Here is a 22,748-nt window from a genome sequence, read left to right on the forward strand (position 1 = left end):
TGCATTTTGTATAGAGGCCACCTGAAATACTTCAGCGGAGATAAAAGCTATGACTGAATGGCAAAAAACGAACTGGCGCAACAAGCCCCGGGTTCAGATGCCAGACTATACCGACGCGGCCGCGCTGGCCAAAGTCGAGGCGCAGCTTTCGCAGTATCCCCCGCTGGTTTTTGCGGGTGAAGCGCGACGGCTGAAGCAGCATCTGGGAGCCGCGGGCCGTGGCGAAGCGTTCCTGTTGCAAGGCGGGGATTGCGCTGAAAGCTTTGAGCAGTTCAGCGCGGATGCGATCCGTGACACGTTCAAGGTGATGCTGCAGATGGCAATGGTGCTAACTTACGGCGCCAAGGTTCCCGTGGTTAAAGTTGGCCGCATGGCGGGCCAGTTTGCAAAACCGCGCAGTGCGCCGACCGAGGTTGTGGACGGTGTGGAGCTGCCCAGCTACCGCGGTGACATCATCAATGAGCTGGCCTTTACACCCGAGGCACGCATTCCGAATCCCGACAAGATGCTTCAGGCCTATACACAGGCGGCGGCTACACTGAACCTGCTGCGGGCGTTCTCGACCGGTGGTTTTGCGGATATGAGCCACGTGCATTCGTGGACGCTGGGTTTTGCCGACGGGCAAGACGTTCAGAAATACTCTGAGATCGCCGACCGCATTCAGGATTCGATTGATTTCATGGGGGCTGCAGGCATCACCGCCGACACCACCCACGAATTCTCATCGGTGGAGTTTTACACCAGCCACGAGAGCCTGTTGCTTGAGTACGAAGAGGCGTTGACCCGTCTGGATTCGACCTCGGGCAATTGGTTGGCCGGTTCTGGGCACATGATCTGGATCGGCGATCGGACCCGTCAGCCCGACGGTGCGCATGTCGAGTTCTGCCGGGGTGTTCTGAACCCGATTGGTCTGAAATGTGGCCCGACAACCAGTGCCGAAGACCTCAAGGTTCTGATGTCCAAGTTGAATCCCGAAAACGAAGAGGGGCGTCTGACTCTGATCGCGCGCTTTGGTGCAGGTAAAGCGGGTGAGCATCTGCCGCGTCTGGTCAAAGCCGTAAAGGAAGAGGGCGCACAGGTTACTTGGGTCTGCGATCCGATGCATGGCAACACGATCAAATCCGCGACCGGCTACAAGACCCGGCCGTTTGATTCCGTGCTGCGCGAAGTACGCGATTTCTTTGGCGTACATCAGGCTGAAGGCACGATCCCCGGTGGTGTTCATTTCGAGATGACAGGGCTGGATGTCACCGAATGCACCGGAGGTGTGCGCGCGGTGACCGAAGAGGATCTTTCGGATCGCTATCACACAGCTTGCGACCCGCGCCTGAACGCCTCGCAGTCGCTGGAACTTGCATTCCTTGTCGCGGAAGAACTGACCAACCTACGTCGTGACCGCAGCAAGCGCGCTGCAAGCTGACTTCGAATACATCCTGAATTAGTAAGACGGCGGGCCTCATGCCCGCCGTTTTCATTTAGTCGTCACGTGATGATACCAACCTTAAGTGCGGTGCCCCTTTGAACGTGGTCCGGTCTTCAGCGAACCCCTCTGCTTGCTGTTGGACAGGCCTCGGAGGCTGTCGCAAATCAGAGATCGTGTTGACGCGGCGATCCGAGACGATGAAGCGACGCGGTGTCGACCCGATGGTTCCGTCGCTGACCATGACCCCAAGAATGCGGCTGACGTCGCCCAGATCGCTTTTAAGCGGCAGCAGGATCATGCGGGTCTGAAGGCTGGTTCGTCCCAGCTTGCCTTTCGAAAGCAAGCCCAGTTCGGCAACTGCGGGGCCGGTGAGGACTTGGTCCAGAATGGATTTGACATCATCGCGGGCGCTCGGTTCGAAAAAAGCCGTTAGAGGCATACCGCGAACTTCCATGCCCGCCAGATTGTTCAGGTGACTTCCCGCCAGCCGAAACCGGGCCAAACCCGGCGCGATGCGTTCCAGTATGAATGTGTATTCGAGAATATTCTCCAGGCCGCGCGGATCGATCTGCGAGCGCATCGGAACGCTTTCACCTGTCAGCAAGGCGGTCCAATAGGCTTCGGCCTGACGGATGGGAGAAAGGCTTCGCCCGCTGTCAAATCGGTCCATTGCGATGATCTTTCCAAGTTCTGAGCCGGAACCAGTCCCGAAAAAGGTTTTCATTTCATCACCCTACCGTCAATCACTCGCGATTTTCTTAAAATGCCATCTAATGGGCAAAGCTGCGATCCGCCAGCTTTTCTGACTGTCAGATTGACACGGGTTATTACAATTTTGGAGCAATTCTTTAACGAATGGTTAACCTCTTGGCATTGATTGGGGAATGAGCAAGGTCTTGCCCCTTGCTGGTCAATGGCATTAGGTGCGACCAGTGAATTTGACGGAAAGGGCAGGCATGATCAAATCCATGACCGGTTTCGCCTCGGGCAAGGGGGCGTTTGGTCCCCATAGCTGGACTTGGGAATTGCGCAGCGTCAATGGCAAGGGGCTGGATTTGCGACTGCGGCTCCCCGATTGGTTGACAGGGTTAGAGGCCGCGCTGAGAGGCGATCTGTCGAAGCAGGTCAACCGAGGGAACATCACGCTGTCCCTTCGGATGGGACGGGAAGAATCCGCCGCGGATGTCCGGTTGAACACCCCAGCGATGGAAGCTGCGCTGGATGCACTGGCCCAGACCGAAGCGCTTGCAGGCGCGCGGGGCGTATTGTTGGCTCCGTCCAAAGCAAGTGATCTTCTTGCGTTGAAAGGGATGTTGGAAGCCGGAGCTGACGCGGATGATCCAGCCCAACTTGTCGAGCACCTGAAATCTGAGTTCGGTGGCTTGCTTGCTTCATTTATTGAGATGCGCGGTTCCGAAGGTGAAGCTCTGTCAGGCATTCTTGCGGGACAACTCGACCAAGTCGCAAAGTTGACGGATCAGGCCGCTGATCTGGCCGAGCGTCGCCGCGAGGAAATGGCGCAAAACATGCGCGAAAATCTGACGCGCGTTCTCGACAATACGCAAGGTGCGGACCCTGATCGTGTTGCACAAGAACTGGCCCTGATCGCGGTCAAGGCCGATATTACCGAAGAAATTGACCGGTTGAAGGCCCATGTCACTGCGGCGCGTTCCCTTTTAACGCAAGACGGCCCGGTTGGGCGTAAGCTGGATTTCCTGATGCAGGAGTTCAACCGTGAGGCCAACACGCTCTGCTCGAAATCGCAGAATGCTGAACTGACGGCGGTTGGTTTGGAGCTAAAGGCGGTCATCGATCAGATGCGCGAGCAAGTGCAGAACGTGGAATAAGGACGGGAACATCACATGGCGGATCGCCGCGGTCTATTAATCATACTGTCCTCGCCTTCGGGCGCAGGTAAATCCACTCTGGCCCGCCGTTTGATGCAATGGGATGTCGGTTTGGAATTCTCGATCTCGGCCACCACCCGTGCTCCGCGCCCGGGTGAGGAGCATGGCCGGGAGTATTACTTCCTATCCGAGGACGAGTTCAAACAGCAGGTGGCGGATGGGCAGATGCTGGAACACGCGCATGTGTTCGGCAACTTCTACGGCTCTCCTGCTGGACCGGTCCGCGAGTCCATCACACAGGGGCGCGATGTGCTTTTTGATGTCGATTGGCAGGGAGAAGTGCAGATCCGCAATTCGGATCTGGGCAAGCATGCGTTGTCGATTTTCATCCTCCCGCCCTCGATCCGCGAGCTTCGGCGCAGGCTGGAAGGGCGTGGGCAGGACAGCGAAGACGTGATCGCCAAGCGCATGTTGAAAAGCTGGGATGAGATCAGCCATTGGGGCTACTACGACTATGTTTTGATCAACGATGATTTGGATACCACCGAGGAAAAGCTGAAGACCATCGTCAGCGCAGAACGCATGCGTCGCATCCAACAGCCCAGCCTGCAGAACCACATCCGCTCGTTGCAGACCGAGTTCGAGGGCTTGTCATGACCATCTATGCTTTGGGCGATCACTCGCCGCAAATTCACGAAGACACCTGGGTAGCCCCCGACGCCAACCTGATCGGCAAAGTAGTCCTGGAACAAGGCGCTTCGGTCTGGTTCGGGTGCACCATCCGGGCCGATCACGAAGAAGTCCGTGTGGGCGCAGGCAGCAATGTGCAGGAAAACTGCGTGATGCACATCGATGCGGGCTATCCGCTGACCATTGGGAAGAACTGCACAATTGGTCACAAGGTCATGCTGCATGGTTGCACGATCGGAGACAATACGCTGATCGGTATGGGGGCTATCGTTCTAAACGGGGCGAAGATCGGAAAGAACTGTCTGATCGGGGCAGGGGCGCTGATCACCGAAGGCAAAGAGGTTCCCGATAATTCGTTGGTCATGGGCTCGCCGGGCAAAGTTGTGCGGCAGCTTGATGAGGCGGCGGCCCAGAAACTAACGCTGAGTGCGCTGCACTATCAGGACAATATGCGTAAGTTTCGCCAAACATTGCGTCCGGTCTAAACGCGCATGACGGATACCCTGCTTGCCGAATTGGTTTCAGCCATTCCGATGCCCGCCGTGCTGGTTGGTCAGACCGAGCGTATTGTCGCCGCAAATAGCGAGGCGCGGACGCTTTTGGGGCACGCAATCGAAGGCAGGCATTTTGCCACAATCCTGCGCCAGCCTCAGGTCATCGATGCCGTCGAACAATGCCTGCGCTCGAAGCAGCCCGGCAAAGCGCGGCATCTGTCCAATGATGGTGCTCAGGATACGACGTTTGAGGTGCAGTGCAGATTCGTCGGCGGGACCGAGGCGGTATTGGCGGTATTTCAGGATATCACGCATTTGGAACAGGCCGGTCAGATGCGGCGCGATTTTGTGGCCAATGTCAGCCATGAATTGCGCACGCCGCTAACGGCCTTGATGGGGTTTATCGAAACATTGCGAGGCCCCGCCCGCGACGACACCGCCGCCCGCGACCGCTTTCTTCAGATCATGGCGGATGAGGCCAATCGGATGAACCGGCTTGTGGGGGATTTGCTGTCGCTGAATCGAGTGGAAAGTGAAGAACGGGTCAGACCCAAAGAGCCATTGGAACTGACAGGTCTGATTCAATCGACCTTAAACACTCTGCGACCGCTGGCGGATGATGCCAGTGTTGTTGTTTCGTTGGATGCCCCAAACGAGTCGATCGAGATGGTCGGAGACAGCGATCAGCTTCGTCAGGTGATAACCAATCTCGTTGAAAACGCGATCAAATACGGGGGCAGCGGTGGCAAGGTCGGTGTGGTCGTAACCCTGTCTGAGCGGGATACGGCGATGCGCGGTCCTGCGGTACGTATCAAGATCATTGATCAAGGGCCCGGTATTGATGCCAAACACCTGCCCAGGTTGACCGAACGGTTCTACCGCGCAGACAGTCACCGCTCGCGCGAGTTGGGCGGAACCGGACTGGGGCTTGCAATCGTGAAGCATATCGTCAATCGCCATCGGGGCAGGTTGCGTGTGGAAAGTGAACCGGGGCAGGGAGCGACGTTTACGGTCATTCTACCACGCTGAGGGCGTGCCAAACGCGGGCTTTACTGGGGTGACGCTTCGTCAAGTTAAGAATTTCTGAGAAATTCATGAGTTGTCATGAAACCGTTACATACCTGTCACAAAAGACTTACGCAGGCGTCATAGTGCTGCGCTCAGATCATCATGGGGATGATCAGTACCCATCCTTTTCAAGGAGACTGAAATGTCCTTTGTAAAACTGTCGGCTTCTGCGCTGGCTATCGCTGCCGTCTCGGCAACCACTGCTGCTGCGCGTGACAACGTTCAAGTTGCTGGCTCTTCCACCGTTTTGCCTTATGCGTCAATCGTTGCAGAACTATTCGGTGAAAATACCGACTTCCCCACACCGGTTGTTGAATCAGGCGGCTCGTCCGCCGGTCTGAAACGCTTCTGCGAAGGCGTCGGTGAAAACACGATCGACGTTGCAAACGCATCGCGTGCCATCCGTGAAAAAGAGATTAAAGCATGCGCCGAAAACGGTGTGACCGACATCATGGAAGTCCGCATCGGTTATGACGGCATCGTATTTGCAAGCCAGCAGTCGGGTCCTGCCTTCACGGCGTTTGAGCCTGCGGATATTTACAATGCCATCGGATCGAAAGTGATGAAAGATGGCGCGCTGGTCGACAACAGCTTCAACAGCTGGGCCGAGTTCAACGCTGACCTGCCGGATGTGGAAATCGCAATGTTCATCCCGGGCACCAAGCACGGCACCCGCGAAGTGTTCGAAGACAAAGTTCTGCTGGCAGGTTGTGAAGCGACGGGCGCGATGGAAGCCATGGTCGCGGGCGGCCTAAGCGAAGATGACGCCGAAGATGCATGCCTGGACGTGCGCACCGACGGCAAATCGGTCGATATCGACGGTGACTACACCGAAACTCTGGCCCGCATCGACACCAACACCAATGGTATCGGCGTGTTTGGTCTGGCGTTCTTCGAGAACAACACCGACAAGCTGAAAGTGGCTACGATGGGTGGTATCGCACCGTCGACCGAGAGCATCGCGTCGGGTGAATACCCCGTCTCGCGTCCGCTGTTTTTCTACGTCAAGAAAGCGCATATCGGCGTGATCCCCGGTCTGAAAGAATACGCCCAGTTCTTCACTCATGAAGAAATTGCTGGTCCCTCGGGCCCGCTGGCCAACTACGGTCTGGTTGCCGATCCTGAACTGGCAAAAACGCAGGACGCGATTGCCAACGAAGTAACCTTGGGTTCGGGCAGCTAATCCCTCACCCCGATCGAATTGACTGGGGGCGGCGTTTTCTGTCGCCCCCAATTTTTCCCTAATCCCGATCAAGACCTATGGGGGCGTCATGCCAATTCTTTGGCTCATTCTGATCGTGCTTGCGATCGCGGCAGTCGGATATGTTTTGGGGCGAATGCGCGCCTTGCAAAGTGCCGGAGGGGACAGCCGCAATCTGCATTCTCTTCCCTCGTTTTATGGCGCGAACGTCGCACTGAAAGTCATAGTTCCCGCCTTAGGTTTGTTGATCGTCTGGCTGCTGGTTCAGCCGCTCTACGTTAACTCTCAGATCTCGGAGATGGTTCCCGAAACGGCTATCAAGGAAGGATCGTCGCGCAGTCTTGTTATGGCCGAGGTGCGTCGGACCGCAAATGGTCTGGACAGTGCCGTTGCGCAGGGACATCTCACCGAAACGCTCGCACAGGATGCGCGGGCAGATATTTCCGAGATGACCCAAAAGTTGAAGGACGCGGGTCAAGTCGTGACCTCGGACATCACGCAGACGGTTTTGCATGCAGCTCAAGCCTATCGGGCGATAAATTCAACCGGTTACGCGATCATGTCCGTCGCTGTGATACTGGTCGCCTTGGCCGGTGCTGCGTTCAGTTGGTTACAGACGCATTCTGAATATCGTGCCCGCAATGTGGTTGAGCAGGGAATTCGTGTGATGCTGCTGGCGGCTGCGTCGATTGCGATCCTGACAACGGTCGGCATCGTCCTTTCGCTGGTTTTCAATACGTGGGAGTTCTTCAAGCTTTACCCGGCATCAGAGTTCTTTTTCGGTACCACCTGGGCGCCCAGTTTCTCGGGCCGTGGCGGGGCATCAGATCTAGGTATCATCCCTTTGCTGTGGGGCACGTTCTATATCTCGTTGGTGGCGTTGTTGGTGGCCGTGCCAATCGGTCTTTTCGCTGCGATTTATCTCAGTGAGTACGCTTCTTCACGCGTGCGCTCGATCGCCAAACCGATGCTTGAGGTGCTGGCCGGTATCCCGACCATCGTTTACGGCCTTTTCGCCCTGCTGACCGTTGGCCCGCTGTTGCTGAGCGTGTTCGGGGATGATGGTTTGGGCTGGATGAAAGCCGGTACGGCGGTGATGACCGCCGGTCTTGTCATGGGCATCATGCTGATCCCGTTCGTTTCGTCGCTTTCCGACGACATCATCAACGCGGTGCCTCAGGCCATGCGTGATGGCTCTTACGGGCTGGGGGCCACACAATCCGAGACCATCCGGCAGGTCGTTTTGCCCGCAGCCTTGCCCGGGATCGTGGGAGCGATCCTGCTGGCGGCATCACGCGCCATCGGTGAGACCATGATCGTGGTTCTGGGGGCAGGGGCCGCCGCGCGTCTGGACCTGAACCCGTTCGAGGCCATGACCACCGTCACCGCCAAGATCGTCAGCCAGCTGACAGGCGACGCCGATTTCGCCTCGCCCGAAGCCCTCGTCGCCTTCGCGCTTGGCATGACGCTGTTCATCCTCACGCTGGGGCTGAACGTTTTCGCCCTTTATATCGTGCGCAAGTATCGGGAGCAGTACGAATGACCGACGCCAGCATGCAAAATACCTCGACCTCGCTGACTGCATCCGATGCCCGGACCAAAAAACGCGCGGCTGCCGAAAAGCGTTTTCGCGCCTACGGGATCGTCGCTATCGCGACCGGACTGTTCTTTCTGATTGTGCTGTTTGCCTCAATCCTGTCGCAGGGCATCCCGGCCTTCCAGCGCACAGTGATCAGTTTAGAATTCACGCTGAGCGAAGCGCAGCGCGATGAAGCCGAAGGCACGATGTTCAAGACAAAGGCCTACTCCAATCTGTTCATTGCGGAACTGAATGAACAACTGGCCGAAAGTGGCATCACCGTGGATTTCGATCAGCATGCCATCGAGCGTCTGTTGGGCAAAATCGGCGGTACGATCCGAACCTTCTATGCCGATAATCCTAGCAAGCTGGGTGAGCCGATCATGTTCGATCTGGCGGCTTCAAGCCGCGTGGATGGCTACTTCAAGGGTCGGGTGTCTCGTGACACCCTGCAGGACAGCCGCTTCCTGCAACTCAGCGATCTGGATCTGGTGGACGCGCTGAAAGAAGCGGGGATCATCAAGCAGGCTTTCAACTGGCCGTTCATCACTGGTGCGGACTCGGGCGTGGATAACCCCGGTGGCGCGGGTATTGGTGCCTCGGTCGTCGGCTCGTTCTTCATGATGTTGGTGGTGCTGTGCCTGTCGTTGCCCATTGGGGTCGCCGCCTCGATCTATCTGGAAGAGTTTGCGCCGCAGAATAAATTCACCGATCTGATCGAGGTGAATATTTCGAACCTGGCCGCCGTTCCGTCTATCGTGTTCGGTATCCTGGGTCTGGCCGTGTTCATCCAATTTATGCACCTGCCGCAATCGGCGCCGCTGGTGGGTGGTCTGGTGCTGACGCTGATGACCCTGCCGACAATCATCATCTCAACCCGCGCCTCGCTAAAGGCGGTGCCGCCATCGATCCGGGACGCGGCCTTGGGGGTAGGGGCCTCGAAGATGCAGGCCGTCTTCCATCACGTGCTGCCGTTGGCCGCGCCCGGTATCCTTACTGGTACCATCATTGGTCTGGCGCAGGCGCTGGGTGAAACTGCTCCGTTGCTGTTGATCGGCATGGTGGGCTTTGTCGCCCGAGGCTATCCCGATGGCTTTTTGGCGGGCTTCACCGAGCCGAACTCGGCCATGCCGGCACAGATCTACACCTGGGCCGCACGCGCCGATGTGGGTTTTTACGAGAAAGCCTGGGGTGGCATCATCATCCTTTTGATGTTCCTGCTGACCATGAATATCATCGCTATCATCCTGCGCCGCCGCTTTGAACGCCGCTGGTAGGAGGGGTTTAAAATGAACGATATGACACGAGTGGAGAGAACCGTGGACTCCAAAGACATCAAGATCAACGCCAAGCAGGTTCAGGTCTACTACGGTGAGACCCACGCCATCAAGGACGTGAGCGTCGATATCGAAGACAAGACTGTGACGGCTTTCATCGGACCCTCTGGCTGCGGTAAATCCACTTTCTTGCGCTGTCTGAACCGGATGAACGACACAATCGATATTTGCCGGGTGCAGGGTGATATCCTGCTGGACGGTGAAGACATTTACGACAAGCGCGTAGATCCGGTACAGTTGCGTGCCAAGGTCGGCATGGTTTTTCAAAAACCGAACCCGTTCCCCAAATCGATCTATGACAACGTGGCTTACGGTCCGCGTATCCACGGCTTTGCCAAGAATAAGGCAGAACTGGATGAAATCGTAGAGAAATCCCTGCGTCGTGGTGCGATCTGGGATGAGGTCAAGGATCGTCTGGATGCCCCCGGTACCGGCCTTTCTGGTGGTCAGCAACAGCGTCTTTGCATTGCGCGCGCCGTAGCCACCGAGCCTGAGGTGCTATTGATGGACGAACCCTGTTCGGCGCTCGACCCAATCGCAACCGCGCAGGTCGAGGAACTGATTGACGAACTGCGTTCACGCTATTCAGTGGTGATCGTAACCCATTCGATGCAACAGGCCGCGCGGGTCAGTCAGAAAACAGCGTTTTTCCATCTGGGGAACTTGGTTGAGTTCGGCGAAACCGGGCAGATCTTCACCAACCCCGAAGATCCCCGAACCGAAAGTTACATCACCGGCCGGATTGGCTGAGCACAGGATAACTGCAATGAGCGAACAACATATTGCATCCGCGTTCGACCGCGACCTTGAGGCCATCCAAGCACACATCATGAAGATGGGTGGACTGGTCGAAGCCGCCATTATGGGCGCGGCCCGGTCGCTGGAGACCCGCGACGAAGAACTGGCAAATGAAGTGCGTCAAGGCGACAAGGCCATCGACGCACTGGAAGAACTGATTGACGAAGAGACCGCGCGCCTGATTGCCTTGCGTGCACCGACGGCCAGCGATTTGCGGCTGGTGCTGTCCGTGCTGAAGGTTGCGACCAACCTTGAACGGATTGGAGATTACTCCAAGAACATCGCCAAGCGAACGACCGTTCTGGTGAATGCCGGCGAAATCAACGGCAGTGCCGCCGCTCTGCGCCGAATGGCGCGCGAGGTCGAGCGGATGCTGCGCGACGCGCTGGATGCCTATATCCAGCGTGATGCTGAGCTGGCGCAGGACGTGATCGAACGGGATCTGGAAGTGGACCAGATGTATAACGGCCTGTTTCGCGAGTTCCTGACCTTCATGGCGGAGGATCCGCGCAATATCTCATCGTGCATGCACCTGCATTTCATCGCAAAAAATATCGAACGCATGGGCGATCACGTCACCGCCATTGCCGAGCAGGTCGTCTATCTCGTCACCGGCGAGAGACCCAGCGAAGCGCGCCCCAAAGCCGACAACACGTCGCAAACGATCTAGGAGATCTAAGTCATGTCCGCTGATCAACCGACGGTACTGGTTGTTGAGGATGAGTTGGCCCAAAGAGAGGTACTGGCCTATAATCTGGACGCCGAAGGGTTCCGGGTAATCCGTGCCGCTAATGGCGACGAAGCTTTGTTGCTGGTCGAAGAAGACCGCCCGGATATCATCGTTCTGGATTGGATGATGCCCAATCTCAGCGGTATCGAGGTCTGCCGCCGCCTGAAAACGCGGCCGGACACCCGATCAATTCCGATCATCATGCTGTCGGCGCGCTCGGAAGAGGTTGATAAAGTGCGCGGCCTTGAAACCGGTGCCGATGATTATGTGGTTAAGCCTTACTCGGTTGTCGAATTGATGGCACGTGTACGGACACAATTGCGCAGAGTCCGTCCAGCGACCGTGGGCATCCGGTTGGAGTTTGACGATATCATACTGGACTCTGAGACCCACAAGGTCAGCCGCGACAACAAGCTGTTAAAACTGGGCCCGACCGAGTTCCGGTTGCTGAGCACATTCATGGAAAAGCCCGGCCGGGTCTGGAGCCGAGAGCAGTTGCTTGACCGCGTCTGGGGCCGCGATATCTACGTCGACACGCGTACTGTTGATGTTCATATCGGTCGTCTGCGCAAAGCGTTGACCCAACATGGCGGCGAAGATCCGGTGCGAACGGTGCGCGGGGCAGGGTACGCGCTCGGCTAACGCGGCAATGACTCTTCGGTTTGGGCCTGAGAAGCAAGCCAGTGTCGAAACTCTCGCAATGATCCGTCATCCGATTTTTCACGCGGCCAAACCAGATAATATGCCCCCATCGTCTCCATCGCGTCAGGGAAGGCTGCAACCAGCCTACCTGTCGCAAGGTCTTGTTCCACCAGATAGTTTGGCAACAGGGCAACACCCAGGCCGTGCAACGCGGCTTGGTTGATGGTGTTGAACTGGTCGTGGACGGTGCCGGGCAGGGGATGCGGGTGCGTGACACCCATCTGTTGAAACCAGTCCTGCCAGGCGCGCGGTCGTGTCTGGATATGCAGCAGCGGCAGTTTTAGCAGATCGCGAGGTGAGGTCGGAGTGCCTTTGGGTAAAAGCTCGGGCGCGCAGACGGGCAAAACCCGCTCGACACTTAATAGCAAGCGATCAGTTCCGGGCCAATCAGGTTCCCCAAAATGTAAAGCCGCATCAAAGGGTTCCGAAGCAAAACTAAACGGTCGCAACCGCGTGGTCATGTTGATTGTGATATCCGGATGGCGGCGGGCGAAATCCGGCAGACGCGGTACCAGCCAGCGCATTCCGAATGTCGGCAGAATCGCCAGATTCAATGTCCCACCGACAGGGGTAATGTGCAGTTTCAGCGCCGCCTGCGCGATCTGAGACAAGGCTGGCCGAATTTCTTGTACATAGTCCTGTCCAGCCTTTGTCAGTGACAATCGCTTGCGATCACGGCTGACCAATTCTGCGTCCAAATGCGCTTCAAGCGTCTGCAGTTGCCGACTGACCGCGCTCTGCGTCAGTGCCATTTCATCCGCGACTGCCGAGGCTGATCCAAGGCGATCCAAAGCCTCAAGCGCGCGCAGCGCGGATATAGGCGGCAGGATAGGGCGCTTGGTGTCCATCTATGCGTTTTGATCATGAAACAATGCAAATGTCTCGCTGTTTTTTGAATATTACTCAGATTATAGTTGCGCAAACCTAGTCAAGTCGGAGAAGCAAAATGAACGCTCCAGATACAAAGCCTGTCCTGCGCGCAAAAGATGCGCCTGACCTTGGACGTTTCAACTGGGACGACCCGTTTCGCTTGTCGGACCAGTTGGAAGAGGATGAACGCCTGATTGCCGACAGCGCGCGCGCTTACGCCCAGGAGAAATTGCAGCCGCGTGTCACCAAGGCTTTTGCAAACGAAGAAACCGATCCCGAGATCTTTCGTGAAATGGGTGAAATGGGCCTGTTGGGCACGACAGTCCCCGAAGAATATGGTGGGATCGGTGCAAGCTACGTATCTTATGGACTTGTGGCGCGGGAAGTTGAACGGGTGGATTCCGGCTATCGCTCGATGATGTCGGTGCAAAGCTCGTTGGTGATGTACCCGATTTTCGCCTATGGCAGCGAAGAACAGCGTCGCAAATATCTGCCGAAACTGGCAAGTGGTGAATGGATTGGGTGTTTTGGCCTGACAGAGCCGGATGCGGGTTCGGATCCGGCGGCGATGAAGACCCGCGCCGAGAAAATTGATGGCGGGTATCGTCTGACCGGCAGCAAGATGTGGATTTCAAACGCACCGATCGCAGATGTCTATGTGGTCTGGGCCAAGTCTGATGCACATGACGGCAAGATTCGTGGGTTCGTGCTGGATAAAGGCACCAAGGGCCTGAGCGCACCGAAGATCGAGAACAAGCTGAGCCTGCGTACTTCGATCACAGGTGAAATTGTCATGGATGGCGTTGAGGTAGACGAGGGCGCTTTGCTTCCACATGTTCAGGGTCTCAAGGGGCCGTTCGGCTGCCTGAACCGCGCACGCTATGGTATCAGCTGGGGTGCGATGGGGGCCGCGGAATGCTGCTGGCACGCAGCGCGTCAATACGGCTTGGATCGTAAACAGTTCAATCGACCACTTGCGCAGACCCAGTTGTTTCAACGCAAACTGGCAGAGATGCAGACCGAAATCTCTTTGGGACTGCAAGCAAGCTTGCGCGTCGGCCGTCTGATGGATCAGGCTGAAGCTGCGCCCGAGATGATCTCGATCATCAAACGTAACAATTGCGGCAAGGCATTGGACATTGCGCGGATGTCGCGTGACATGCACGGCGGCAACGGTATCTCACTTGAGTTCCAGGTGGTGCGTCACATGATCAATCTTGAGACAGTCAACACCTATGAGGGCACGCACGACGTTCATGCATTGATCCTGGGGCGGGCGCAAACCGGACTACAGGCATTTTACTGAGGCTGCATCTGTTACTCGCATAATCGGTATTATGTAAAATACGTAGCAAGCGAGCCACGACTATAGAACACACATTGGTCGTGGCTTGCCAATATGTTACGCTGTGTTTGAGAAGTAAGACACGAGCTATGCAATGGTTCTGATTGGGAAGACCGTCGTCATCACTGGCGCTGCAAATGGCATAGGTAAAGGTCTTGCCAAGCGGTTCTCAGAAGAAGGTGCGCATGTAGTCTGCGCCGATATCGACCTTGCCGGCGCGCAGGCCGTGGCGGCGCAAATTGGCGGTGATGCACTCAGCTGTGATGTGTCCAAGGAAAGTGATATTCGAAATCTGATTGAGACTGTCGAGGATACGATCGCTCCGATTGATTTATTCTGTGCCAATGCGGGAATACTCACCTTAGGTGGATTTGAAGTGCCGGATGCTGAATGGGACCGCATCTGGCAGATCAACGTTATGTCCCATGTCTGGACCGCGCGGCACCTGATCCCAAGGATGGTTGCGCGTGGTGGTGGTTATTTGATGATCACTGCTTCAGCGGCTGGATTGCTCAATCAACCCGGCGCAGCCCCTTATGGCGTAACCAAACATGCGGCTGTGGGTTTTGCTGAATGGATCGCGATGACCTATGGCGACAAAGGTCTCAGGGTTTCGGTTCTGTGTCCGCAAGCCGTTCGGTCCGAGATGATACGTGGACATGAGGATTCGGTCGCCGCGATTGACGGAATAATTGAACCTAATGAGGTCGCCCAAGCCTGTGTCGAGGCGCTGGCGGATGAACGTTTCTTGATTCTTCCGCATCCACAAGTGCTTGACTATATGCGTTTAAAAACAGAAGACTACGACCGATGGTTAGGTGGAATGATGAAGCTTAATCAAAGGTTTGCTGGCAGTTCTTAGCGCGGTTTCCGTCTTCTGAGCAGGCCTTCTTGCGCGACGGATGCAACTAATTCGCCATTCTGCGAGAAGATCGAACCCCGATTGAAGCTGCGCCCCTGCCCTGTCCACGGCGACTCCATCGAATACAGATGCCAGTTTTGAAACTGCACGGGCGCATGAAACCAGATTGCATGGTCCAGACTGGCCCCATCAATTTCACCAGTGAACCAGCTCAGCCCATGGGGCCGCATTCCGGAACTGAGCAAGCTCATATCCGAGGCATAGGCCAATAGAAGATGTTGTGTGACGGTGTCCGCGTGGTTCGCTGCGCCCATGCGAAACCAGACGTGATTCTTGTCATCTGCCTTTGCGGGTGCAAACAGGTCCAGCGGATCGATTTCGCGCACTTCGATCGGGCGCTCGCGCAGCAATTCAGCTTTCAGCTTTTCGGGAACACGATCCAGGTATTTTTCGCGCAATTCGTCACGCGATGGATGGTGCTCGGGCGCTTGAACGTCCGGAATCGGATGCTGATGTTCCCATCCGTCATCCTGCTTGTGAAACGAGGCCGACATGTTCAAAATTTGCTTGCCATGCTGGATCGCAACCACGCGGCGGGTTGTAAAAGAACCACCATCGCGCGCGCGATCCACTTGATATATAACCGGAATTGACGGATCTCCGGGCCTTATGAAATAGGCATGCAAGGAATGGCATAGACGATCCTCGACCGTCCTGTACGCTGCCGCAAGCGCTTGCGCGATCACCTGCCCGCCGAAGATACGCGTTGGTGTCTCGCCACCAGAACCGGTTCCGCGAAACAAATCGACCTCAAGCGGTTCGATATTCAGCAGATCAAGCAATATGCGTTCGGCTTCGGTCATTCGGGGCTCTCCGGCGTCTTGGCCTTTTCCGGTATCACTCAAACACCGATCATTCAACGAGCGCCGCGTGAACAAGCGCCTTTAACTCGGCTCGGGATGGATAAGAGCTGGATGGCGAGAGCTGTGTAAAAAACACTGTTGAAAGCGCGTTGACCGGATCGATCCAGAAATAGGTGGAGGCCATCCCGCCCCAGCCATAGTCGCCAACCGAGCTTGGGGCTCGGGTGCGCGCCGGGTTCAGTACCACCGCGCCTCCGATGCCAAAGCCTGTGCCTTCCATGGGTTGCTCTGCAAAGCTTTGTGGACCCATGGATGCAATATCGTCCGGTAAATGGTTGCGAAACATGAATTCTACAGTCTTCGGCCCGAGCAATCGCGCGCCATTTGCGGTTCCTTTGTTTCGCAACATCTCGGCGAACTTGCTGTAATCGTCGATGGTACTGATCAATCCGCCACCGCCAGAAAAGGTCGTTGCCGCCTTAAACGGGGACTCTCCGGCCCGATCCACCAACCGCATTGTTTCGCCACCCGATTTTGCGGCATTCAGCGCCATGGCATCGCCTTCGAGCGGGGTGTAGAGCGAGGCAAATCGGTCCCCTGCCCCATCAGGCACTGAAAACGCGGTTTCACTCATCCCAAGTGGTCGAAAGATGTGTTCTGTCAGAAACACGTCCAGCGGTTTGCCTGATACAACTTCTATCACGCGGCCAATCACGTCGATCCCGACCGAGTACTCCCAGCGACTGCCTGGCTGAAAAGCCAGCGGTAACTCTGCCAGCACTTTGACCCGATCTGCCAGCAGACCCTGTTGCGGAGAAAAGATTAGATCAAACGCATCCATAGCCTCGGGTAACACACCGGGATTGAACGGGTAGCTCAGCCCGCTGGTGTGCGTCAGCAATTGATGCAAGCTGGGTGTTGGCGCGTCCTCGGTCTGGTTCAACTGCGTTGCACCCGGGACCAAGGCTTGCATCGTTGCAAACTCTGGCAGGAAATCGGAAACCGGGGCATCTAGATGAAACAACCCTTGTTCCACCAACATCATCAAAGCAACGGACGTCACAGGCTTAGTCATCGAATAGATCCGAACCAGGCTATCGCGCTGGAACGCGAGGTCGGTTTCAATGCAGCGGCGGCCACATGCGTGAAAGAATGCCTCTTGCCCGTTCTGGTGGATCAGAAGGGCGCTGCCTGCGTATTTCTTCTGCTCAACATATCTGTGCATCCATTGGCGGATGTGGGTCTGCGCGGTCGGATCAAATCCCATGAGGCAACTCCATCTTGATCAGGCCGATCTTGCCTTCGTAAGACCCTAGGCAACAGCGAATTCTGCCGATTTTTGCTGGATTTGTTGAAGGGCGTCGAGAATACTGCCTACGTTTTTTGCAGCGCAGATAATCCGTGTTGGGCGAAGACCGGCACATAGGCACCGAAAGCCTTAGCGCGTGCCGGGTCTGATGCGTTTCCATCCAAGGCCCGCTTGTAGACACCTTGCAGAATGCCGGCCATCCGAAAGAAGTTGAAAGCAAGGTAGAAGCCAAAATTCTCAATCCCCGTTAGGCCGCGGCGCGCGCAATACTCGGCGATGAAGTCCTGATCTGACGGTAGCCCAAGGCTTAACCGATCTACGCCAGCTAGCCCCCGACCCTCCTTGCCCGGAGGCAGCTGCCATTGCATGATGACGGCTGCCAGGTCCGCATATGGGTGACCGATGGTCGATAGCTCCCAATCCAGCACTCCGATGCAGGCGGTGCCATGCGCCTCGAACATAAGATTGTCGATGCGGTAATCCCCATGAACCAGTGTTCTTTGATTGTCATCCTCGGGGATCTGGCGCTCAAGCCCGGCGATCAGCTGATCCATCTCGGCGATTTTTTCGGTCTCAGAGGCGCGATATTGTTTGGTCCAGCGAGCAATTTGCCGCTCGAAATAGTTGCCTGGAGGTCCGAAATCCGAAAGACCGACCGCATCGATATCGACCATGTGCAGTTCGGCCAGTACGCGATTCATCTCTTTCAGCACACCCGTGCGCGTCGCATTGTTTTCGCCTTTCATGACAGGGTCGACAAATGTGCGCCCTTTCAAATGCTCCATCACGTAGAAGGCAGAGCCTATGACGCTGTCATCTTCACAAAGCAGATGTACTTGCGGGACGGGCACTTTGCTACCAGCCAGCGCTGCTTGTACGCGAAATTCCCGATCCACTGCATGTGCGGATTTCAGCAATATGCCCGGCGGCTTGCGTCTCAGAACATAGGATTTGGCCGGCGTACGCAGCAGATAGGTTGGGTTCGACTGACCCACGGTGAATTTTGTAGCCTCAAGAGGGCCATGATACCCAACAAGATGCGTGTTTAGATAAGCGTCGACGGACTTGATATCCAAAGTGTTTTCAGTGTGTGTCATATATTCAGCCTGCGTATGAACCCACGGCTAAAGGGCATCGGCAAAGATATTGCCACCGGTCTGCACATTTATCCCGCCGGAGACAGGGATGACCGCGCCAGTGACATAGCTGCCTCCGCGACCGCATAGAAACAACATGCAACCAGCGATATCCTCGGCCTGGCCAACCCGGCCCAGTGGAACACCTTTGCCGACCCGCGCGCGCTTGGTTTCGTCTTCGGTGGCAAAGGCCGTCATGCGCGATACGAATGGTCCCGGGGCCAGCGCATTCACCGTGACTCTGTATGGTGCCAATTCCTTAGCCATGATTTTGGACAGGTGAATAACCGCCGCTTTGGACGCGGAATAGCTGTAGGCCCCGTCACCCATCGGAACTTCACCCATGACCGAACCTACATTGATGACCCGCGCAGGATCCTCGTCGGTTGCGGATTTCATCAGAAGTGGCAGCAATTTTTGGGTCAGATCAAATACGCCTGCGACATTAACCGACATGACTTTGTCCCAAGCGAAATGAGGGAACTGCCCCATCGGCGCGCCCCAAGACACACCTGCATTATTCATCAATATATCAATCGCTTGAGTGCGACTTTTGACTTCATCCACCAACGCATCTACACCCGCCTCTCTGCTGATGTCGCCAGCAAACCCTTCGGCCGAGCCTGGCGCGTCCAGAGCGTTCAACTCTGTTGCAACCTCCTCGCATGCCTCGCCTTTGCGAGAAGCGATCAGTACATGCGCCCCGGCACGTACCAACGCCTCGGCCGCCATTCGACCGATACCGGTGGCACCCCCCGTTACCAGTGCCGTCTTTCCACTGAGCGAAAACAAAGTCTCGGGCGTCATGTGCACTCCATTCAGGCGATCTGGGATTCTGGCGTGAGGTCTTCTTGACAATACGTGCTGACAATCCAACGATTTCAAAACAGGTGAAGCAAGAGGCAATTGAAAAACATGCAGGCATTACTCAGCGTCACACCAGGCGGCCCCGAGAGTTTGGAACTGACCACCCTGCCCGATCCAACCCCTGAGTCAGGTGAAATTGTATTGCGTATCCGCGCCGCCGGGGTGAACTTCCCTGATACGCTGATGATCCGGGACCTCTATCAGATAAAACCACCCCGCCCCTTTGCGCCAGGTGGTGAAATCGCCGGAGAAGTTGTCTCGGTTGGAGAAGGCGTCACAGACTTCGCGCCTGGTGATCGGGTTCTGGCGCTGACAGGGCACGGAGGGTTCGCCACGCATCTGAAGCTTAAACCAGCGACTGCCGTCAAGATACCCGACGTGATGCCGTTTGAAGATGCGGCTAGCTTTGTCTTCACCTACGGCACTTCATACCACGCCCTCAAGGACCGTGCGCTACTTAAGCCCGGCGAAAAAGTACTTGTTCTGGGGGCCGCCGGTGGCGTTGGGTCTGCGGCGATCGAGCTAGCCAAAGCGATGGGGGCACATGTGATCGCGGCGGTCTCGTCTGAAGACAAAGCATTGTTTTGCAGAGATGTTGGCGCAGACCAGACGCTGATCTATCCTCGCGATTTGGACCGCGAAGCGCAAAAGGCCCTGTCCGCCGAGATAAAGGCACTGGCCCGGGGCGAAGGTGTGGATGTGGTCTACGACGCGGTCGGCGGAGACTACGCTGAGCCCGCCTTGCGAAGTATGGCATGGGGTGGGCGTTATCTGGTTGTTGGCTTTCCTGCCGGCATCCCCAGCATTCCGCTGAACCTGACTTTGCTCAAGGGCTGTCAGATCGTCGGGGTGTTCTGGGGCGCGTCCGTATTTCGCGACCCGAAGGGGCACGCACAAAACCTGGCCGAGTTGTTCCGCCTATATGGTTCGGGAAAGATTTCACCCCGTATCAGTGCACGATTTCCGCTAACCCAGGCGGCAGAGGCAATTGGCATGCTCGAAAGGCGCGAGGCTCTCGGTAAAGTTGTGGTCACGATGGAAGATAATTGAATAGAGGATGGGATTGAGCCGATCCAGCAACCTGCATGCGTCAATGAAGCTCTACCCATAAGAGCGAAGGTCGCTGGACGACCTTTAAATTCATGTTTATGAAAAAAGGAAGATGGGGACAGTTTGAATATGCACAATATCCTGGTTCTGAATGGTCCGAACCTGAATTTGCTTGGTACACGGCAACCCGAGGTCTACGGCGCAACGACGTTGCAGATGATCGAGGACCTGTGCGTTGCGCATGGTGAAACGCTGGGTCAAAACATAACCCATCTCCAATCCAATCACGAAGGCGCGCTGATTGATGCGATCCACGCGGCACGCGGCGTTCAGGATGGCATAGTACTGAATGCAGGCGCATTCACGCATACATCGATTGCGCTGATGGATGCGATATCTTCGGCCGAAGTACCCGTGGTCGAAGTTCATTTATCTAACATTCACGCGCGCGAGGCGTTTCGTCACAAATCGCATATCGCACCAGTCGCGATTGGACAGATCTGTGGTTTTGGCGCGCAAAGCTATGTTCTTGCACTGAACGCGATTGCCGCGCATCTGGCTGAGAGGGACACAGGATGACCCTCAAAGAGTATCTGAATTTTCTGAGCTACACGAAAACTCTGGAAGAGCTTTGGGATGCACATTGCCGCCAGATGGAAAAGTATGGCTTCGACCGGCTGTTGTATGGGTATACGCAATACCGAACGGCGACTTCGCTGGGCGATCCAGAAGACTTTGTAATCCTGACCAATCACTGCTCGGATTACTTGGAAGGGTTCCTTCAATCCGGCCTGTATTTTCACGCCCCCATGCTGAAATGGGCGCTGAACAACGAAGGCGCTGCAAGTTGGAGCATGATACAGGACATGATGTCCAGCGGGGTCATGTCGAACGAAGAGCTTCGGGTTTTTGAGTTCAATAAGTCGCGTGATATTACAGTAGGTTATACGGTCAGCTTCAACTCGGTATCGATGCGTTCCAAAGGGGCGATTTCGCTTGCGGCACGTAATCACAGCCAGGAGGAGATGGACGAGGTCTGGAACGAGCACGGCGACGACATCCTTCTGATGAACAATGTTGCCCATCTCAAAATCCTGACCTTGCCATATCATGCCCCGAACCGCGCGCTGACCAAACGCCAGCGCGAAGCTTTGCAATGGGTCGGCGACGGAAAGACCACGCAGGACATCGCGCTATTGATGGGTTTGACTTCGGCAACGGTGGAAAAACATCTGAGACTCGCGCGTGAGGCGCTTTCGGTTGAAACAACGGCACAGGCCGTATTGAAGGCCGCGTTGCAGAATCAGATGTTTGTGATGGAAGCATGACCCTATTTTGATGCTAATTAGCATCAAATTGACCTAGGGTAAGGAATACATGACTTTCCGAATCTCCCGATAAAATTGCAAATTGATATTGTTCCGTGAGTGGTGGCTTTAGCCAGGGAACGTTTTGATCGGATCTTTGTAATACCAAAGCTCTCTGATCGCTCTGACACCGAGGCGTCTATTCGTCCACGTCTCTTTGTCGGGATTATTGAGGGGCCCTTCCATCCCCATCATGCAGGGCCCCTCAATTCACCAATCTTCGCAAGCATCGGTTCACAGGCTTTTGACATGAAAAAAACCCGGCTGCGCTATGCAACCGGGCTCGGTATTTGTTGCAGCCTCTAACCGAAGCTGCAAAAGATTTTAGCCTTGGGCTGCCTTTGCAACTTCGGCAGCGAAGTCTTCTTTTTCGACCACGATGCCCTCGCCTACTTCCATGCGGACAAAACCGGTGATGGTAGCACCTGCTTCTTTGGCAGCCGCTTCGACGGTCAGATCAGGATTCACAACGAAGTCCTGGTTCAGCAGGGTCGCTTCGGCGACGAATTTCTTCATGCGACCGACGATCATCTTTTCGATCACCTGCTCGGGCTTGCCGGATTCGCGGGCGATGTCCATCTGGACCTGCTTCTCTTTCTCGACAACTTCCGGGTCCATGTCCGCCTCGGACAGGGCCGCTGGGTTCACAGCTGCAATGTGCATTGCAACCTGCTTGCCGAAGCCTTCATCACCGCCGGACAGAGCGACCAGAACGCCGATTTTGCCCATGCCGGTTGTCGCCGCGTTGTGAACGTAGGAAACGACAGTATCGCCCGACAGTTTCGACATGCGGCGGACCGACATGTTTTCACCAATGGTGGCGATCTTGTCGGTCAGGGTATCTGCAACAGACTTGCCGCCCAGATCGGCAGCCAGCAGCGCGTCGACGTCATCAACACCTTCGGCTGCGTAGGTGATCTTGCCGACCATCTCTTGGAATTCGCTGTTTTTCGCAACGAAGTCGGTTTCCGAGTTCACTTCGACTGCAACACCGTTGCCGCCGTTGACGTGAACAGCAACCAGACCTTCGGCTGCAGTACGGCCCGATTTCTTGGCCGCCTTGGCCAGGCCTTTGGTGCGCAGCCAGTCAACGGCTTCGTCCATGTTGCCGCCGGTTTCGGTCAGCGCTTTTTTTGCGTCCATCATGCCTGCGCCGGTCGAGTCGCGCAGTTCTTTTACCATTGCTGCTGTGATTGCCATCTTTTGGCTC

23 protein-coding genes are annotated in these 22,748 nt (G+C 56.0%); 16 read left to right on the forward strand and 7 right to left on the reverse strand.

Annotated features, from left to right (window positions below; all coding sequences use genetic code 11):
• Nucleotides 1–49: 49 nt before the first annotated feature.
• Nucleotides 50–1,420 carry a class II 3-deoxy-7-phosphoheptulonate synthase gene (locus ACR0L9_RS07225; RefSeq protein ID WP_170393056.1) on the forward strand — a complete coding sequence of 457 codons (1,371 nt, stop codon included), beginning with the start codon at nt 50–52 and terminating at the stop codon, nt 1,418–1,420.
• A gap of 55 nt (nt 1,421–1,475) precedes the next feature.
• Here ACR0L9_RS07225 and ACR0L9_RS07230 read toward each other — a convergent pair whose 3' ends face one another.
• Nucleotides 1,476–2,147 (reverse strand): PAS domain-containing protein, encoded by a 672-nt coding sequence (locus tag ACR0L9_RS07230; RefSeq protein ID WP_480895328.1) that lies wholly within the window; start codon nt 2,145–2,147, stop codon nt 1,476–1,478.
• A gap of 232 nt (nt 2,148–2,379) precedes the next feature.
• Between ACR0L9_RS07230 and ACR0L9_RS07235 the strand changes: the two genes are divergently transcribed.
• From ACR0L9_RS07235 to phoB, 10 genes are all read left to right on the forward strand, one after another.
• The gene (locus ACR0L9_RS07235; protein WP_170393692.1) at nt 2,380–3,270 is read left to right on the forward strand and encodes a YicC/YloC family endoribonuclease; all 891 of its coding nucleotides are present in this window, start codon (nt 2,380–2,382) and stop codon (nt 3,268–3,270) included.
• Nucleotides 3,271–3,285: 15 nt separating this feature from the next.
• Complete coding sequence (gene gmk, locus ACR0L9_RS07240; RefSeq protein ID WP_170393058.1) at nt 3,286–3,927, forward strand: guanylate kinase; 642 nt, start codon at nt 3,286–3,288, stop codon at nt 3,925–3,927.
• Nucleotides 3,924–4,445, forward strand: a complete 522-nt coding sequence (locus ACR0L9_RS07245; RefSeq protein WP_170610693.1) for a gamma carbonic anhydrase family protein — start codon at nt 3,924–3,926, stop codon at nt 4,443–4,445. Before gmk ends, ACR0L9_RS07245 begins: the two co-directional genes overlap by 4 nt.
• 6 nt (nt 4,446–4,451) lie before the next feature.
• Nucleotides 4,452–5,483: an ATP-binding protein gene (locus ACR0L9_RS07250; protein ID WP_170393060.1), complete on the forward strand. Its 1,032-nt coding sequence runs from the start codon at nt 4,452–4,454 to the stop codon at nt 5,481–5,483.
• A gap of 181 nt (nt 5,484–5,664) precedes the next feature.
• A complete protein-coding gene (locus ACR0L9_RS07255) occupies nt 5,665–6,705 on the forward strand; it encodes a substrate-binding domain-containing protein (RefSeq protein WP_480895329.1) in 1,041 nt (346 codons plus the stop codon).
• Nucleotides 6,706–6,793: 88 nt separating this feature from the next.
• Nucleotides 6,794–8,266 carry a phosphate ABC transporter permease subunit PstC gene (gene pstC, locus ACR0L9_RS07260; protein ID WP_170732224.1) on the forward strand — a complete coding sequence of 491 codons (1,473 nt, stop codon included), beginning with the start codon at nt 6,794–6,796 and terminating at the stop codon, nt 8,264–8,266.
• Nucleotides 8,263–9,579 (forward strand): phosphate ABC transporter permease PstA, encoded by a 1,317-nt coding sequence (gene pstA, locus ACR0L9_RS07265; protein ID WP_480895330.1) that lies wholly within the window; start codon nt 8,263–8,265, stop codon nt 9,577–9,579. Before pstC ends, pstA begins: the two co-directional genes overlap by 4 nt.
• A gap of 12 nt (nt 9,580–9,591) precedes the next feature.
• Nucleotides 9,592–10,389, forward strand: coding sequence for a phosphate ABC transporter ATP-binding protein PstB (gene pstB / locus ACR0L9_RS07270; RefSeq protein ID WP_480895331.1), 798 nt, complete (start codon nt 9,592–9,594; stop codon nt 10,387–10,389).
• Between the two features lie 16 nt (nt 10,390–10,405).
• The gene (gene phoU / locus ACR0L9_RS07275; RefSeq protein WP_170393065.1) at nt 10,406–11,107 is read left to right on the forward strand and encodes a phosphate signaling complex protein PhoU; all 702 of its coding nucleotides are present in this window, start codon (nt 10,406–10,408) and stop codon (nt 11,105–11,107) included.
• A 12-nt stretch (nt 11,108–11,119) separates the two neighbouring features.
• The gene (gene phoB / locus ACR0L9_RS07280; RefSeq protein WP_170393066.1) at nt 11,120–11,809 is read left to right on the forward strand and encodes a phosphate regulon transcriptional regulator PhoB; all 690 of its coding nucleotides are present in this window, start codon (nt 11,120–11,122) and stop codon (nt 11,807–11,809) included.
• Here the strand turns inward: phoB and ACR0L9_RS07285 are convergent.
• Nucleotides 11,806–12,717: a LysR family transcriptional regulator gene (locus ACR0L9_RS07285; protein ID WP_480895332.1), complete on the reverse strand. Its 912-nt coding sequence runs from the start codon at nt 12,715–12,717 to the stop codon at nt 11,806–11,808. The genes phoB and ACR0L9_RS07285 overlap by 4 nt on opposite strands.
• Nucleotides 12,718–12,815: 98 nt before the next feature.
• Here ACR0L9_RS07285 and ACR0L9_RS07290 point away from each other — a divergent pair, with 98 nt between their 5' ends.
• Both ACR0L9_RS07290 and ACR0L9_RS07295 read left to right on the forward strand, forming a co-directional pair.
• Nucleotides 12,816–14,045 carry an acyl-CoA dehydrogenase gene (locus tag ACR0L9_RS07290; RefSeq protein WP_170610671.1) on the forward strand — a complete coding sequence of 410 codons (1,230 nt, stop codon included), beginning with the start codon at nt 12,816–12,818 and terminating at the stop codon, nt 14,043–14,045.
• 133 nt (nt 14,046–14,178) lie between these two features.
• A complete protein-coding gene (locus ACR0L9_RS07295; protein WP_480895333.1) occupies nt 14,179–14,946 on the forward strand; it encodes an SDR family oxidoreductase in 768 nt (255 codons plus the stop codon).
• Here the strand turns inward: ACR0L9_RS07295 and ACR0L9_RS07300 are convergent.
• The 4 genes from ACR0L9_RS07300 to ACR0L9_RS07315 all read right to left on the reverse strand — a co-directional run bounded on the left by ACR0L9_RS07300 (nt 14,943) and on the right by ACR0L9_RS07315 (nt 19,061).
• Complete coding sequence (locus ACR0L9_RS07300) at nt 14,943–15,809, reverse strand: acyl-CoA thioesterase (protein WP_170509894.1); 867 nt, start codon at nt 15,807–15,809, stop codon at nt 14,943–14,945. The genes ACR0L9_RS07295 and ACR0L9_RS07300 overlap by 4 nt on opposite strands.
• Before the next feature lie 49 nt (nt 15,810–15,858).
• Nucleotides 15,859–17,076: a serine hydrolase domain-containing protein gene (locus ACR0L9_RS07305; RefSeq protein WP_480895334.1), complete on the reverse strand. Its 1,218-nt coding sequence runs from the start codon at nt 17,074–17,076 to the stop codon at nt 15,859–15,861.
• 107 nt (nt 17,077–17,183) lie between these two features.
• On the reverse strand, nt 17,184–18,215 hold the full coding sequence (locus ACR0L9_RS07310; RefSeq protein WP_480895335.1) for a phosphotransferase family protein: 1,032 nt from the start codon (nt 18,213–18,215) through the stop codon (nt 17,184–17,186).
• A gap of 27 nt (nt 18,216–18,242) precedes the next feature.
• On the reverse strand, nt 18,243–19,061 hold the full coding sequence (locus ACR0L9_RS07315) for an SDR family NAD(P)-dependent oxidoreductase (protein WP_480895336.1): 819 nt from the start codon (nt 19,059–19,061) through the stop codon (nt 18,243–18,245).
• Between the two features lie 108 nt (nt 19,062–19,169).
• Here ACR0L9_RS07315 and ACR0L9_RS07320 point away from each other — a divergent pair, with 108 nt between their 5' ends.
• The 3 genes from ACR0L9_RS07320 (at nt 19,170) to ACR0L9_RS07330 (ending at nt 21,499) form a co-directional block, all read left to right on the forward strand.
• Nucleotides 19,170–20,171 (forward strand): NADPH:quinone oxidoreductase family protein, encoded by a 1,002-nt coding sequence (locus tag ACR0L9_RS07320; RefSeq protein ID WP_480895337.1) that lies wholly within the window; start codon nt 19,170–19,172, stop codon nt 20,169–20,171.
• A gap of 129 nt (nt 20,172–20,300) precedes the next feature.
• Nucleotides 20,301–20,750, forward strand: a complete 450-nt coding sequence (gene aroQ / locus ACR0L9_RS07325) for a type II 3-dehydroquinate dehydratase (RefSeq protein ID WP_170509909.1) — start codon at nt 20,301–20,303, stop codon at nt 20,748–20,750.
• On the forward strand, nt 20,747–21,499 hold the full coding sequence (locus tag ACR0L9_RS07330) for an autoinducer binding domain-containing protein (protein WP_170393076.1): 753 nt from the start codon (nt 20,747–20,749) through the stop codon (nt 21,497–21,499). Before aroQ ends, ACR0L9_RS07330 begins: the two co-directional genes overlap by 4 nt.
• A 363-nt stretch (nt 21,500–21,862) precedes the next feature.
• Here the strand turns inward: ACR0L9_RS07330 and tsf are convergent, their stop codons facing one another.
• Nucleotides 21,863–22,738: a translation elongation factor Ts gene (tsf, locus tag ACR0L9_RS07335; protein ID WP_170509912.1), complete on the reverse strand. Its 876-nt coding sequence runs from the start codon at nt 22,736–22,738 to the stop codon at nt 21,863–21,865.
• Nucleotides 22,739–22,748: the final 10 nt, after the last annotated feature.

Source organism: Ruegeria sp. I3 (assembly GCF_056532525.1).

Coding starts and splice junctions, on each gene's coding strand:
- ACR0L9_RS07225 (WP_170393056.1), top strand. CDS start 50: ATGACTGAATGGCAAAAAACGAACTGGCGCAACAAGCCCCGGGTTCAG.
- ACR0L9_RS07230 (WP_480895328.1), bottom strand. CDS start 2,147: ATGAAAACCTTTTTCGGGACTGGTTCCGGCTCAGAACTTGGAAAGATC.
- ACR0L9_RS07235 (WP_170393692.1), top strand. CDS start 2,380: ATGATCAAATCCATGACCGGTTTCGCCTCGGGCAAGGGGGCGTTTGGT.
- gmk (WP_170393058.1), top strand. CDS start 3,286: ATGGCGGATCGCCGCGGTCTATTAATCATACTGTCCTCGCCTTCGGGC.
- ACR0L9_RS07245 (WP_170610693.1), top strand. CDS start 3,924: ATGACCATCTATGCTTTGGGCGATCACTCGCCGCAAATTCACGAAGAC.
- ACR0L9_RS07250 (WP_170393060.1), top strand. CDS start 4,452: ATGACGGATACCCTGCTTGCCGAATTGGTTTCAGCCATTCCGATGCCC.
- ACR0L9_RS07255 (WP_480895329.1), top strand. CDS start 5,665: ATGTCCTTTGTAAAACTGTCGGCTTCTGCGCTGGCTATCGCTGCCGTC.
- pstC (WP_170732224.1), top strand. CDS start 6,794: ATGCCAATTCTTTGGCTCATTCTGATCGTGCTTGCGATCGCGGCAGTC.
- pstA (WP_480895330.1), top strand. CDS start 8,263: ATGACCGACGCCAGCATGCAAAATACCTCGACCTCGCTGACTGCATCC.
- pstB (WP_480895331.1), top strand. CDS start 9,592: ATGAACGATATGACACGAGTGGAGAGAACCGTGGACTCCAAAGACATC.
- phoU (WP_170393065.1), top strand. CDS start 10,406: ATGAGCGAACAACATATTGCATCCGCGTTCGACCGCGACCTTGAGGCC.
- phoB (WP_170393066.1), top strand. CDS start 11,120: ATGTCCGCTGATCAACCGACGGTACTGGTTGTTGAGGATGAGTTGGCC.
- ACR0L9_RS07285 (WP_480895332.1), bottom strand. CDS start 12,717: ATGGACACCAAGCGCCCTATCCTGCCGCCTATATCCGCGCTGCGCGCG.
- ACR0L9_RS07290 (WP_170610671.1), top strand. CDS start 12,816: ATGAACGCTCCAGATACAAAGCCTGTCCTGCGCGCAAAAGATGCGCCT.
- ACR0L9_RS07295 (WP_480895333.1), top strand. CDS start 14,179: ATGGTTCTGATTGGGAAGACCGTCGTCATCACTGGCGCTGCAAATGGC.
- ACR0L9_RS07300 (WP_170509894.1), bottom strand. CDS start 15,809: ATGACCGAAGCCGAACGCATATTGCTTGATCTGCTGAATATCGAACCG.
- ACR0L9_RS07305 (WP_480895334.1), bottom strand. CDS start 17,076: ATGGGATTTGATCCGACCGCGCAGACCCACATCCGCCAATGGATGCAC.
- ACR0L9_RS07310 (WP_480895335.1), bottom strand. CDS start 18,215: ATGACACACACTGAAAACACTTTGGATATCAAGTCCGTCGACGCTTAT.
- ACR0L9_RS07315 (WP_480895336.1), bottom strand. CDS start 19,061: ATGACGCCCGAGACTTTGTTTTCGCTCAGTGGAAAGACGGCACTGGTA.
- ACR0L9_RS07320 (WP_480895337.1), top strand. CDS start 19,170: ATGCAGGCATTACTCAGCGTCACACCAGGCGGCCCCGAGAGTTTGGAA.
- aroQ (WP_170509909.1), top strand. CDS start 20,301: ATGCACAATATCCTGGTTCTGAATGGTCCGAACCTGAATTTGCTTGGT.
- ACR0L9_RS07330 (WP_170393076.1), top strand. CDS start 20,747: ATGACCCTCAAAGAGTATCTGAATTTTCTGAGCTACACGAAAACTCTG.
- tsf (WP_170509912.1), bottom strand. CDS start 22,738: ATGGCAATCACAGCAGCAATGGTAAAAGAACTGCGCGACTCGACCGGC.